Annotated in this window: 10 protein-coding genes; 4 read left to right on the top strand and 6 right to left on the bottom strand. The window is 51.7% G+C overall.

Annotated elements, in window-relative coordinates:
- Position 1: 1 nt before the first annotated feature.
- The 4 genes from zwf to tkt are packed head-to-tail and all read right to left on the bottom strand — an operon-like array spanning position 2 to position 7,322.
- On the bottom strand, positions 2-1,543 hold the full coding sequence (gene zwf / locus CO251_RS15740; RefSeq protein WP_103376732.1) for a glucose-6-phosphate dehydrogenase: 1,542 nt from the start codon (positions 1,541-1,543) through the stop codon (positions 2-4).
- A 32-nt stretch (positions 1,544-1,575) separates the two neighbouring features.
- Complete coding sequence (gnd, locus tag CO251_RS15735; protein WP_103376804.1) at positions 1,576-2,475, bottom strand: phosphogluconate dehydrogenase (NAD(+)-dependent, decarboxylating); 900 nt, start codon at positions 2,473-2,475, stop codon at positions 1,576-1,578.
- A gap of 11 nt (positions 2,476-2,486) precedes the next feature.
- On the bottom strand, positions 2,487-5,291 hold the full coding sequence (locus tag CO251_RS15730; RefSeq protein WP_103376731.1) for a bifunctional transaldolase/phosoglucose isomerase: 2,805 nt from the start codon (positions 5,289-5,291) through the stop codon (positions 2,487-2,489).
- A gap of 36 nt (positions 5,292-5,327) precedes the next feature.
- Positions 5,328-7,322, bottom strand: coding sequence for a transketolase (gene tkt / locus CO251_RS15725; RefSeq protein WP_103376730.1), 1,995 nt, complete (start codon positions 7,320-7,322; stop codon positions 5,328-5,330).
- 486 nt (positions 7,323-7,808) lie between these two features.
- Here tkt and CO251_RS15720 point away from each other — a divergent pair, with 486 nt between their 5' ends.
- Entirely contained in the window at positions 7,809-8,753 is a 945-nt protein-coding gene (locus tag CO251_RS15720) for an ROK family protein (protein WP_158246393.1), read from the top strand.
- Positions 8,754-8,779: 26 nt separating this feature from the next.
- Here CO251_RS15720 and proC read toward each other — a convergent pair whose 3' ends face one another.
- Entirely contained in the window at positions 8,780-9,598 is an 819-nt protein-coding gene (proC, locus tag CO251_RS15715; protein WP_103376728.1) for a pyrroline-5-carboxylate reductase, read from the bottom strand.
- A 532-nt stretch (positions 9,599-10,130) separates the two neighbouring features.
- On the opposite strand from proC, the gene CO251_RS15710 reads away from it, so the two are divergent.
- On the top strand, positions 10,131-11,264 hold the full coding sequence (locus CO251_RS15710; RefSeq protein ID WP_103376727.1) for a homoserine O-acetyltransferase: 1,134 nt from the start codon (positions 10,131-10,133) through the stop codon (positions 11,262-11,264).
- Positions 11,265-11,573: 309 nt separating this feature from the next.
- Positions 11,574-12,104: a GNAT family N-acetyltransferase gene (locus CO251_RS15705; protein ID WP_158246392.1), complete on the top strand. Its 531-nt coding sequence runs from the start codon at positions 11,574-11,576 to the stop codon at positions 12,102-12,104.
- Positions 12,105-12,110: 6 nt separating this feature from the next.
- Here the strand turns inward: CO251_RS15705 and CO251_RS15700 are convergent, their stop codons facing one another.
- Complete coding sequence (locus CO251_RS15700) at positions 12,111-12,671, bottom strand: hypothetical protein (RefSeq protein WP_103376725.1); 561 nt, start codon at positions 12,669-12,671, stop codon at positions 12,111-12,113.
- 161 nt (positions 12,672-12,832) lie between these two features.
- Between CO251_RS15700 and CO251_RS15695 the strand changes: the two genes are divergently transcribed.
- Complete coding sequence (locus tag CO251_RS15695; protein WP_103376724.1) at positions 12,833-13,261, top strand: c-type cytochrome; 429 nt, start codon at positions 12,833-12,835, stop codon at positions 13,259-13,261.
- Positions 13,262-13,342 lie beyond the last annotated feature (81 nt).

Here is a 13,342-nt window from a genome sequence, read left to right as displayed (position 1 = left end):
GTTAGGGCCGCCGCCACCGAAATCCGTCACGGGCAATCAATTCATCGGCTTCTGGAGGGCCCCAGGTACCCGCTTCATAAGTTGGAATGGGACCTTTGGCGCGTTCCCAACCGTTCAAAATCGTCGTGACGAGGGACCAAGCGGCTTCCACTTCATCCTTGCGGGTAAAGAGCGTGGAATCTCCAATCATCGCATCCAACAATAGGCGCTCATAGGCTTCTGGGGCTTGGTCAGCAAAGGAGGTGCCGTAGAGAAAGTCCATGTTTACGGTGCGGATGCGTACCACAGGTCCCGGGACCTTGGCGCCAAAGCGCAGCGCGATGCCTTCGTCCGGCTGAATCTTCAGCGTGAGCAGATTCGGTTCCAAGTCGGGGGTGGCAGTTTGGTTGAAAAATCGGTGCGGGGCTTTTTTGAACTGAATGGCAATCTCGGTCGCCCGTTTAGCGAGCCGTTTGCCGGTGCGCAAGTAGAAGGGGACTCCGGCCCATCGCCAATTGTCAATTAAAAGGCGCATGGCCATATAGGATTCGGTGCGGCTATCTGAAGGGATATCCGGCTCATCAAGGTACCCAGGCACCATGGAACCTTCCACGTAGCCTTCGTCATATTGGGCGCGAACGGTGAATTGCGTGACGTCACGCGTAGATAGTGGCCGAATGGCTTTTAGCACTTTGACCTTTTCGTCGCGGACGGCATCGGCCTCAAAGACAACAGGCGGTTCCATGGCAATAAGGGAGACCAGCTGCATCATATGGTTTTGCACGATGTCCCGTAATGCTCCTGCCGTATCATAATAGGTGCCGCGTCCCTCGACTCCCAACGATTCGGCAACGGTAATCTGCACATGGTCAATGTATTGCCGGTTCCACAACGGCTCAAAAATCCCATTCGCAAAACGGAATACCAAGATGTTTTGCACCGTTTCTTTTCCAAGATAATGGTCGATGCGAAAGATTTGCGTTTCATCAAAGACCTTGTGTAATTGGGCATTGAGTTCGATGGCCGATGCTAAATCACGGCCAAAGGGTTTCTCCACGATAATCCGGACCCATCCTTGCTCACTAGGCGAAACGTTTAGCCCTACCGCTCCAAGATGTTCAGCAATAATGGGATAAAAAGATGGAGGGGTTGCGAGATAGAACAAGTAATTGCCCAGCAAATGTTGTTCCTCATTGAGACGGGTTAAGAGATTGCGCAATTCGATATACGCTTGCGGATCGTTGAAGTTGGCCGAGATATAATGCATGCCACTTGCGAATTGGTCAAACACATCGGCATTTAAGGGTTGACGAGAAAATTGTTCGATGGAGTGTTTGATCTCCTTGCGAAAATTGTCATCATCAAAGGGCTGCCGAGAAAATCCTACAACATTGACCTGATGGGGAAGCCAATGGTCCACCATCAGGTTGTAGAGAGCAGGAAATAGCTTGCGGTGCGCGAGGTCCCCCGCGGCACCAAAGATGATCATGGTAAAAGGCTGTGGACGGCGGCTCTCAACGAGCCCCTCCCGCAGAGGATTCGCTGTGCTGTGGATATCGATCATGTCTTCTCTCCGTCCCTTTCGCAAGTCACTTTTTACTCAGTTTTGACGGCGTGCCCGCCAAACTCATTGCGCAATGCGGCAATGACTTTGGCACCATAAGATTCTTCCTGCCGGGAGGCAAAACGGGCAAATAACGAGGCGGTAATGACGGGCGCGGGGACGTTTTCGTTGATGGCTTCTTGCACAGTCCACCGACCTTCTCCGGAATCTTCGACATAACCCCGGATATCCTTGAGACCTGGGTTTTTGGCATAGGCATCTTCAAGCAGTTCTAATAACCATGAACGGACAACACTACCGTGGTTCCACAATTTGGTGATGGCCGGCAAATCTAGCGGGAATTGACTTTCTTTGAGTATTTCAAATCCTTCTGCGTAGGCTTGGAGCAAGCCATATTCGATACCGTTATGTACCATTTTGACAAAGTGGCCGGAGCCGACGGCACCGGTGTGCAAATAACCGTCTTCAGGAGCTAAGGTGGTGAAGATGGGTTCGCAGTAGTGAACAGCATCATCAGAGCCTCCCACCATGAGGCAGTAGCCATTCGCCAACCCCCAAACGCCACCACTGGTGCCCGAATCAATAAATTCAATTTGTTGGGCATGCGCTAATTTTGCGCGGCGCATGGAATCACGGAAATTCGAATTGCCTCCGTCAATAATAATATCGCCTGGAGACAGCAGGCTTAGCAATGTCTCCAGGGTTTGTTCCGTCGGGTCGCCAGAGGGGACCATCATCCACACGACACGGCGACCTTCAAGTTTATTGACGAGATCGGGAATTGATGCCGCTCCTACGGCTCCCGTACTCTTTGCAATCTCTGTGACCGCATCCGGGCTGCGGTCATAGGCTACCACTTCGTGCCCATTTTGCGTTAAACGCTTGACCATATTTCCGCCCATGCGACCTAATCCAATCATGCCAATCTTCATCATGCGTCGCCTCACTTTGTACGGAGGGCCCGTACAGTATTTTCGAGAACCTTCAATCCTTCTACCGTGGATTCTGTCATGACAATGCGAATGACGCGTCGATTATGGCTGCGCAAGGCTTGATAGTCACCAATGGCTTGAGCCTTAATGAGAGTCAGGAAATCAAATGGCTCGCCTGGGATGGGAACGTGGGCGCCCGCATCTGCAACAATTTGGATAAAGAGGCCGTGATCATTTCCCCCTTTATGCAACTGGCCTGTGCTGTGTAAGAAGCGTGGACCGAATCCAAGCGTTGTCGGAACATTCCATTGCCGACCAATTTCTGCACGAATGGCTTGTAGCATTTCCCATGATGTGGAACTGGGATCGACATAGGCCATCATGGCAACGTAGTCATTGGTCTTGAATGTGCGCATAAGAGCCGTCAAACTCTCGGCAAGAGAGGATCCAGGCGCAATAGCAAAATGCGCTGCAGACCAATAGAACCCGGCTTGGGAGCCAACGCGTTCTTCCTCGGGCAAAGCCTTCTTTTCTTTGAATTCTTGAAGGACACGTTTGGTATTGTCCTTGCTTTCTTGGACATTAGGCTGATCAAAAGCGTCGATACGCAGTACCGATCCGGCAATCGCTGTTGCAAATTCCCAGCGGAATAGTTCCCCGCCTAATGCGGTGCGGTCGGCCATGGGTAATACAACCACCGGATGGCCAGCCCGACGTAACTCTTGAATTCGGGCGTCCAGGTCCGAATCGGGTTCACTCTCCAATTGGCAGGCAATAAATAGCCGGTCATGGGAGTATTCGTGGGCGGGCAGCGCTGGTTCGTGGGCGATGGGCAAAAGTCCTGTGCCTTCTTTGCCGGTGGATTCGGCCAATAATTGTTCAATCCAGTCCGAGAACTGGCTGAGGGCTTCGGGCATAAGCAGGGTCATCTTATCACGACCGCTTACGGCAAAGGCGCCCATCAAGGCTCCGAGTAAGGCGCCAGGGTTATCCTTCACCGATGCGACATGGCATAGTTGCTGCATGTCTTGCGCATTGGTGAGCAACGCCTCTAAATCCACGCCGCTGAGTGCAGCAGGAACCATACCAAACCATGACAAGGCCGAGTAGCGCCCCCCAATATCGGCGGGATTCAAAAAAGTTTTGCGGAATCCATGAGATGCCGCTTCCTCAACGAGCAATGTCCCGGGGTCGGTAATGGCAACAAAGTGCTCTCCAGGTTTGCTGCTAATCGCGCTGACTTCTTCCCAGAAGTACCGGAAGTATTCCTGAGGTTCGGTTGTGGTGCCAGACTTGCTAGCGACAATGAAGAGGCTAGTCGCCAAGGGCAAGCGGTTTCTCACGGCTTGCACAGCGTCGGGACTGGTTGAATCCAGCACGTGCAAGCGCAGATAGGGTGCTGGGGCCGGAAAGGTGTGTAGCAATACATCGGAGATAAGGCTACTTCCTCCCATACCTAGCACCACAACGTCGGTGTACCCGTCGTCAATAACACTCTGGGTAAAGGCCTTGAGGTTGGGCAGATCTTGGGCCACCTTTTCCGGCACGCTTAGCCATCCCAACGCGTTGCGGATGATCGCCTGATGGTCTGGATCGGTCTTCCATAGCGACGCATCGTGACTCCATACCCGGGCCACGGCGTCTTGTTTGGTGAGCTCTTCTACCACCGCATCGGCCGTTGCATGAAGAATATCTTGCGACCAGTCGACGGGCTCAAGCTCACTGACAATCGCGGCGCGCTTACGCTTCAGACCCCGGAATAAGGTGACAAAGGACTGGGAGAAGCTCTCGACGCCTTCTTGCAACAATTGGTCCGTCACCGCATGCATCGAAATGCCTGCCGCTTCCAAAGTATCTATCACTTGGTGAGCGCCCGCGAGATCTTCGTCGACGGTCCGCTTAACGGTGACATGGTCTAAAACGGCGGCTACCGTTTGCGGAGGGAGCGTGTTGACGGTGTCCGGACCAATCAGGGTATCGACGTATAAGAGGTCAGGATATGATGGGTTTTTGGTGCTTGTGGAGGCCCACAGGGGACGCTGCACCATGGCGCCTTGGGCTTTTAGGGCTTCAAAACGGGGTGAGTTGAAGAGCTGGGTAAAGAGCTCATAGGCCAACTTGGCATTGGCCACGGCGGCTTTACCCGCCAGCTCTTGGGGCAAGCCTTTTTCTTTGATTAATTGATCCACCAAGGTATCGAGGCGGCTGACGAAAAAGCTGGCGACGGATGCAACGTGGTTAATAGGTTGCCCGCGGCTGACGCGGTCTTCTAGTCCTGAGAGGTAGGCGTCGATTACCGTGCGGTAAGCGTCGAGACTAAAAATTAAGGTGACGTTGACGTTGATCCCATCGGCAATCAGTTGGCGAATGGCTGGGATGCCCTCGGGGGTTGCCGGCACCTTAATCATCACATTGGGACGTCCTAAGGCTTTGAACAGACGTCGGCCTTCTTCAATCGTTTTATCCGTTTGGGCCGCCAAAGTTGGCGGCACCTCCACACTAATGTATCCATCGAGACCATGAGTTCGGTCATACACGGGACGCAGCAGATCAGCGCCATTCGCGATGTCTTCTAAAACAAGCGTGTCATAAATCGTTTCCAAAGATGCGCGCTGGGCGACAAGCTGACGCAGCGCGGCATCATAATCATGCGAACCATTGATAGCTTTTTCGAAAATCGTGGGATTGGACGTGACGCCTGAAACACCTTGGGCAATCAGGTCGGACAATTCACCCGACTCGATAAGTCCGCGGCGGACGTTATCATACCAAATGCTTTGGCCCAGTTCGTTTAAACGGTGGATCGCTGTACTCATCGTCATTTCCCCTTTGCTCACATCAAGAGAGATTGTTCAGGAACGCGCTAGGAGAGCATGTGCCTCTTCCACCACGTGTTCGGGTGTAAATCCGAAATGCGCCATTAAGTCCTCAATTTTTCCGGAGGCGCCGAAGGTTGTCATGCCAATAATCTTGCCATCATTGCCGACAAAGCGTTCCCAACCCATGGTTGAAGCAGCTTCAATGGCAATGCGGCGCGTGACCGATGGGGGCAATACCGCGTCTTTGTAAGACTGGGGCTGCGCTTCAAAGAGTTCCCACGACGGAAGCGATACCACGCGCACGCGGTGGCCTTCAGCTGCTAAGATCTTATAGGCATTTTGGGCCAATCCGACTTCAGAACCTGTGGCTATTAAAATCAAATCCGGTTCGGCTGCATTTTCTTCCAGAATGTATCCACCGCGCGTCAATCCTTCGGCTTTCGCTGCAGGGACTGTGGGGACTTTTTGACGCGTTAAAGCCAATACAATGGGCTTATCGTGCGTGGTTAACGCCACTTTCCATGCTTCGGCCGTCTCGTTGGCATCGGCTGGACGAATCACCAAAATGTTCGGCATGGCCCGAAGTGCAGCTAATTGTTCAATCGGTTGGTGAGTGGGACCGTCTTCGCCCAGTCCAATGGAGTCGTGCGTAAAGATGTAAATCACGGGTTGATGCATCAGACTGGAGAGGCGAATGGCGGGTTTCGCGTAATCCGAAAAAATGAGGAACGTCCCGCCGTAGACACGCAAACCGCCGTGCAGAGACATGCCATTTAACGCCGCCGCCATGGTGAATTCGCGAACGCCAAAATGCAAGTTGCGCCCAGCGGGGTCAAAGGCCGAGAAATCACCGCCCTCTTGAATATGGGTGTTGTTCGAGGGCGCTAAGTCCGCGGAACCCCCAATAAGATTGGGTAGGTGAGGGGCTAGTGCATTAATGACTTTACCAGAGGCGGACCGGGTTTCGACCATGTCGCCTTCTTTAAACGTGGGTAAATGCTCAAATAGCCCCTGAGGGAGTTCTTGCTTTAACGATTGTTCGAATTCCCGGGCAAGGTCAGGATATTTGGCTTGATATTGGCTGAAAAGATGGTTCCACTCGGCTTCCCATTCCTGACCTTGCGGGACCGCTTCGCGGAAATGGGCGAGGGCTTCTTCCGGGATGTAGAAGGTTTTATCCACAGGCCACCCATAAGCTTCTTTCGTTAAACGCACTTCCTCTTCGCCTAAGGGGGAGCCATGCGCGGACGGCTTATCTTGTTTGTTCGGACTACCATAACCGATATGAGTCCGTACGGCAATTAACGAGGGCCGGTCCTGAGCTTGTGCCCTTAAAATCGCCTGTTCAATGGCTTCGGTATCATTACCATCGGCTACGCGATCCGTATACCAGCCATATGCTTGAAAGCGTTCGAGAACATTCTCTGAGAAAGCGATGTCCGTCGTGCCCTCAATGGAGATGTGGTTATCATCGTATAGGTAAATCAATTTGCCGAGTTTCAGATGGCCAGCCAAAGAAGCCGATTCGCCGCTGATACCTTCCATTAAATCGCCATCGGAGACAATGGCATACGTATAATGATCGACGATAGGGAGCCCAGGCTTGTTGTAGCGTGCGGCGAGGTAGCGCTCGGCAATGGCCATACCAATGGCGGTGGCAAATCCCTGCCCTAAAGGTCCTGTCGTTGTTTCTACACCGGGTGTATGTCCGTACTCGGGATGACCCGGAGTCTTGGAGCCAAGTTGACGAAAATTCTTCAGATCATCTAATGAGAGGTCGTACCCCGTCAAGTGAAGTAGGGCGTAGAGTAACATGGAGCCGTGTCCCGCTGACAGAACAAATCGGTCCCTGTTGAACCATGTCGGATTATGAGGATTATGCTTAAGGAATTTCGTCCATAAAACATAAGCCATCGGGGCGGTACCCATGGGCAACCCTGGATGGCCAGAATTAGCCTTTTGTACGCCGTCGATGGCTAGTGTGCGGATCGTGTTGACAGAAAGAAGATCTAAATTTTGAGAATTCATTGCAACGCTCCTTCGTGGTTAATGGGTGAGATGCGCGCCCAAGTGTGCTCTGTGGTGTCAACTACCTCTTTCGTCTGTTCATCTTGAGTAGGCTGTTCATCTGTTGCTAATTTTAGTAGTCCTTGCTGGGATTAGCAACGTGCGCCATTATCAAAAGCGTCTGGCGAATATGGTCGAATCGATATTTTCAGTACAGTCATGCAGCGAGCGCATCAGGGCATGGTGAAGCCTGGTGTTTTGGTATAATCATTCCTAAAAGAAAGGGTCACGGCTATGCACCCACAGAAGAGCTGAGGAACCAGAATTTTCAGGTGCGTCCGCGGTGGGAACAACCATGCATCAAAGAATCATTTTCTCAGCAATAAAAGCCTTGGATAATGACCCTTCCTCTTCAGAGCAATTTTACGATTTTTATTGAGAAATCAGCAAGGGTCGATATCGGCAGGCAATGCGTACGGGTTGATTGCGACATAGGAGGAAACTATATTGGATTACTTTGCAGGGGTCGATATTGGGGGGACCAAAATAGCGGTCGGCATAGGGGATGCCAGCGGTCGCATTCTTTTAGAGAGTCAGTTAGTGACGGCTGATTTACCCGGGGGAGGCGAGGCGCTTGATGCCATCACTGCGGAAATTGATGCCTTGTGCCAGCGGCTAGGCATTGAACGGGCACAATTGCGCGCCATTGGTGTCGGATCCCCCGGACCGTTAAATGGAGGGAAGTTATTTAAGACCGCCAATTTGCCGGCCGAATGGGAGGGGTTGGATATTGAAGGGGGTCTCCGTCTGCGCTCGGGCATATTGACAGTGGTTGAAAACGACGCCACGGCAGCGGCCATGGGAGAGTGGCTATACGGAGCAGGCAAGGGTTTGAAGCACATGGTCTATGTCACCATATCTACGGGCATTGGAGCCGGAATGGTGGTGAATGGCATGCGCGATGCGGGAGTTCAAGGCAACGCGGGAGAGTTCGGCCATATCGTCATGAAGCCGGATGGTCCCTTGTGCCGCTGTGGCAAACACGGCTGTTTAGAAACATTGGCATCAGGAACAGCTATTGCTCGGATGGCGGCGGAACGTTTAGCAGACAGCCCCTTTCTGCAGCAATCCCAGACGATCGATGCGGCTTTGGTCTTCTCAGGTGCGAACGCTCAGGATGCGACATGTCAGTCGATTTTAGATACAGCGTCGTTCTATTTGGGATTGGGCCTATCGTATTTGGTGAATCTCTATAACCCCGAAATGATTGTCTTAGGCGGGGGAGTCATGGCCAATCACCACGAATGGATACAATCGATTCATGATAATACTCAGCGCTTTAGTATGGACGCGATGTTTCCTGCGGTGCGGATCGTTCCCGCACAACTAGGGACAGCGTCCGGTATGCAAGGAGCATTAGCCGCGGCCGTTATGGGCCAAACACGCATTTAGGAGGCGGCGATATCCGCCTCCTTGGATTACGAGGGGGCCTTTACGGGGTCCACGTTTTGGCCCAGCTGAATCGCTCGTTCCCCAGCGGCTTGGAGTGCTTGACTGAGAATGTCTTGCCATCCGGCATTGCGGAGAACTTTGAGCATCGCTTCGGTTGTGCCGCCTGGAGAGACAACTTCGTCGACCAATTGTCCAAGGGTTTTGTCATGGTCGGTGAGGGCCATCTCACAAGCTCCTTGAACCATATAGGCTGCGAACGATCGAGAGTGTTCTGCAGGAATTCCTAATTCGTGTGCCGCTTGCATGATCGCGTCAATGAAAATATAGACATAGGCCGGGCCACTGCCATAGAGGGCTGTCATGGGATTAAGTAAGTGTTCTGGCATTTCTTGGGTGTATCCGAGAAGTGTGAGCAAATCGTTGACCCAGGCTTTGTCGTGATCGGTAATGTGATAATAGGATACGCCGGTGACAGAACGGCCAATTTCCGCGCAAATATTTGGCATGGTTCGGACGATAGCGTGGTCGGGCCAAATCTTTCGAATTTGGTCAATACTGATGCCAGCGGCTACGGAGAGAACTACGGCATGAGGCGCTATTTCATCTTTTAATTGATTTAATGTACCAGGCATGTCTTTAGGTTTGACGGCGAGCAAGACCAAGTCAGCGTCACGCAGTACAGATGTGTCAAATGTCACGAGCGCCTGCTCGTCAAGGCTCCAACCTTTGGATAAATATTTGTTTGAACGCGCTAACACATGAATATCTAACGCACGGGCTTGTTGCCAACGGCTTACCACAGCGCGCGCGAGATGGCCAGAACCTACGATGACGATCTTTCGCATGATATTGCCCCCTTAAGGAAATAAAAAAAGAAAAACCCATTCAACCCTAAGGACGAATGGGATTCGCGGTACCACCTTAGTTACATCAAAGCTGTGCCTTGATGTATCTCCAATGCCTCTATAACGTGAGGAACTCGCCTATACGGTCACTCGTTGAGATGGGACGGGACGATTGTGACGACCTTTCACCATGCGTCGCTCGCTAAAACACAATCCATTCCCTCAGCCTCAGTCATCGTGAATAGCGATGAAATTTTATGCAAATTCTAATGGGTTTCTTTTAGATTGTCAAGGTAAGGTACGGAAAAGCGCGCGGATTTTTAAGGAAAGAAAGAAGGCGGAGCGGGCCCTGGCTTACTCCATGTGGGTCAGAATCTGTCTAACCAAGGTGTCGACTCGTGGGTCGCTGTCGATGACAGAGTTTGATATTATCATGATGTTCAGGCGTGAAGGGAGAACTCATCACGCGACATCACGGGGAATGGTGCATGACTCCCGCACCGTGACGAGGGGAGCAGGAGGGCTTCACATTATGGGGAGATATCCTTATCCAATTTGGCCATGGCAGGTTAGTCAGGGGTTTCCTTGGCCGCGGCTGCAATTTTACCGCGCCAAAGGCCCCTTTGTTTTGGACAGCGGGGAATCCCTGCCAGAATTGCTTCTGGCCTATGAGGAATGGGGAAAAATTGGCTCGGGAATTCCCGTCGTAATATTCCATGCTCTCACAGGGGATAGCCATGTGACCCGGCATACCTACCAAGATGCGGCAGGGTGGTGGGATGCTATGGTCGGTTTTGGGAAGGCCATTGATTTACATCAGTATCATGTGATTTCGGTAAACGTCTTAGGGGGGGCAATGGGGACAACCGGCCCGCATTCGCCAGGCCCAGATGGGCATCCCTATGGCAGCAGGTTTCCCCGCATTACCCTGTATGATATGGCACGGGCTAGTCGGATTTTGTTAGAAGAGGCGGTGCAATTGGCCGATCGTCCGATTCTCATTGGAGGTTCCATGGGGGGGATGGTAGCCTATGCCTATGGCGCCCTCTATGCCAAAGATATCCGCGGCATTTTGGCGATTGGCTCACCGATTAGACATTCTCCGTGGGCTATTGCCTTTCACACGGTTGGACGCATGGCAATCACAAGCGACCCCGCGTTCAACAATGGCGATTATTATCTCAGTGGTTCTTATCCCACGCATGGCTTAGCATTAGCCCGGATGGCGGATATGATTTCTTATCAAAGTCCCGTTTCAATGGACAAGAAATTTGGTCGCCATTATCAAACCGCCGAACGTGAGGAGTTTCAGATTTCTTCATATTTGCGTTATCAGGGTCTCAAACTGGTCCGCCGATTTGATGCCAACACCTATCTAAAAATTACCGAAGCCATGGACCGCTTTGATTTGTTGGAAGATGAGGCGGTGGACGCCATGCGCAGTGTACCCGTATGGATGGTAGGCATTACCAGTGACCAATTATATTTATATGATGAAATTCGTCAGCACGCAGAAATTTTGCGCGAGGCTGGTGTGCGTACTCGCTTTGAGACCTTAAACTCGCCGTGGGGGCACGACAGTTTTTTGGTCGACGCAGTGGCTATGGCCAAAATTGTTCGCCGATTTTTGCAGGCCATGTCAAGAGTTTTGGTCTCATCCGAATAGAAAAGCCCATTATGGTCCATGCTGTGTGCATGCGTACTCTATATGAAGTCACCCTCAAGGGTCAGCACACATTCTATGCCACTCATATTCAGTGGTTTTCTCACTCTTTTCGTGCGTGGGGAAAGTTTCATCCTCATGAACGTCCACGGTGCTTTGAATTTCCCACGACGTGGTTAATTTCTGTAGAGCTGGTTGGCACCTCTCCTAGACGGTCGCGACCGCGTCGGTCGGTAGCAGGAGATTTGTATGGGCATGGAGAATTATTGTCTAGAACAAGACAGGCCATTATCAGGAGGACACATCAGTCCCATGCCCATCAAGTCACTGTACATAGACAAAAGCGGAATGCCTTACGTGGTAAGGTCCGCGTATCCCGATGACGCGGACGATATTGTTTCGCTGATTCGCACCGTGGGTCGAGAAGAGGTGTATATTGCCAACGAAGAGGACTATTATTCTGCCGAACAACAACGGCGCATTCTAACGCAGCTTAATGATGCCGTGCAATTGGTATTGGTGGCGGAAAGCCAAGGACAGGTGTTTGGCACCTTAGAAGCGGTGCGCGGAACGTTTCGTAAAAATCGTCACGTCGTGACCTTTGGAATGGCTTTAAGTGAAGCGTTTCGCGGTCAAGGCCGGGGTGCGGGATTAATCGCTACGATGGAAGAATGGGCGGCACGCGGGGCCGTGCAAAAGATCGCATTATCGGTATTTGAAAGTAACGAGCGAGCCATCCGGTTTTATGAGCATCATGGATATCACAAGGAAGCGGCGCGGCCTGGCCAATTTGTGATCCAAGGCCGCATGGTGGCGGAAGTGTTTATGGCCAAATATTTATAGATAGGCCTAGCTATTAAGCGCTTCGACAAATCCCCAAAAAGCATCATCATCTCCCGGAGGCTCTGTCGCTAAATGCAGAGCCTGTTCGGCGGTATCACGCATTTTGGCTGTGTAAAAATAAAATGTTTGGCGGCTTTCAACGAGCCGGTCGTTTTGGTTGGGATGGCCAGACCAAGCGGCAGCAAATGTCCACGAATTTAAGAGAATACGCATCTCCTCTTCCCTTTCGTCCCAAGCCGACGCGATTAATTCTTCTAAGATAGCTTGGCGATTGCCCGCCCATGGCGCTCCTTGTGGCAACCGGTGGCTAATTGCGTGTAACACATGATCGCGATGTTCCGCGCTTAATTGATCCCAATTAATGGTGGACTGAGGGGCTTCCATAATGGGATTATCGCGGTAGTCGCGCGGGGTCCATCCAACTTTTTTCAGCGCGCGCATCTCTTCCGGGCTTAATTGCTTTTGCGGTAAATGGCCATATAATGCGCCTTCATGAATATATTCTTGCTCGATGCGGTTTTTCAGATCATCGCTCAGCCCATAGGCTAAGGTGGTTTCGTCAGGCATTAGGGCATGTTCCTTCCGTTAATATCTTCTTCTTTTGTGCAGGTTCTCACCTTTATTATACCGTTTTGACCGGCCTAACTTACAAGGTAAGGGATTGTCGTGTTCTGTATAACCGCTTCTCCCCGCGGCCACGCTAGGAGGTAGAAGGGAGGGATGAACAGATGCAACGGCGCGTTTTTTCGATTATGCTGTTTGCCGCGGTTTTGACAACCACTATTAGTGCCTGCGGTCATAATTCCAGCGCTCCATCTAACGTTAAGCAAAGCGCCCGGCATTCTGGCAACGTTCCTAAAAATGTTAAAACCAGTCCCTATAATGCCGCCGACAATACCAAAGTCTCTCCGCCTAACATCACAACAGGCGCAAAACTTTATGCCTCCACATGTCAGTCTTGCCACGGGAAAAATGGTGCCGGAACCAGTCAAGGACCCAAATTGGCGGCTTCCCCCACCGTGGTCTCGCGATTTGGCAGCGAGACGGCATTGGAGGCATTTGTAGCGCACAATATGCCGGCTACAGATCCGGGATCGCTAACGCCTCAACAAGCGACAAATGTGTCCGGTTATGTATGGGGTCTTGCAAAGAAATAAAAGACTTTACCGCAATGTTTACCGAAAAAGCCTCCCCTTGGGACGGCTTTTTCGGTAAAATCTCATGCCGCATTATCTGAA

Source organism: Sulfobacillus sp. hq2, assembly GCF_002903155.1.
Lineage (GTDB): Bacteria > Bacillota > Sulfobacillia > Sulfobacillales > Sulfobacillaceae > Sulfobacillus > Sulfobacillus thermotolerans.
This window is presented reverse-complemented; position numbering and strand designations above follow the sequence as displayed.

Excerpts from the sequence above, each read along its gene's own strand:
- CO251_RS15710 (WP_103376727.1), top strand. The coding sequence starts at position 10,131 with ATGGGGAGATATCCTTATCCAATTTGGCCATGGCAGGTTAGTCAGGGG.
- tkt (WP_103376730.1), bottom strand. The coding sequence starts at position 7,322 with ATGAATTCTCAAAATTTAGATCTTCTTTCTGTCAACACGATCCGCACA.
- CO251_RS15705 (WP_158246392.1), top strand. The coding sequence starts at position 11,574 with ATGCCCATCAAGTCACTGTACATAGACAAAAGCGGAATGCCTTACGTG.
- zwf (WP_103376732.1), bottom strand. The coding sequence starts at position 1,543 with ATGATCGATATCCACAGCACAGCGAATCCTCTGCGGGAGGGGCTCGTT.
- proC (WP_103376728.1), bottom strand. The coding sequence starts at position 9,598 with ATGCGAAAGATCGTCATCGTAGGTTCTGGCCATCTCGCGCGCGCTGTG.
- CO251_RS15700 (WP_103376725.1), bottom strand. The coding sequence starts at position 12,671 with ATGCCTGACGAAACCACCTTAGCCTATGGGCTGAGCGATGATCTGAAA.
- CO251_RS15695 (WP_103376724.1), top strand. The coding sequence starts at position 12,833 with ATGCAACGGCGCGTTTTTTCGATTATGCTGTTTGCCGCGGTTTTGACA.
- CO251_RS15730 (WP_103376731.1), bottom strand. The coding sequence starts at position 5,291 with ATGAGTACAGCGATCCACCGTTTAAACGAACTGGGCCAAAGCATTTGG.
- gnd (WP_103376804.1), bottom strand. The coding sequence starts at position 2,475 with ATGAAGATTGGCATGATTGGATTAGGTCGCATGGGCGGAAATATGGTC.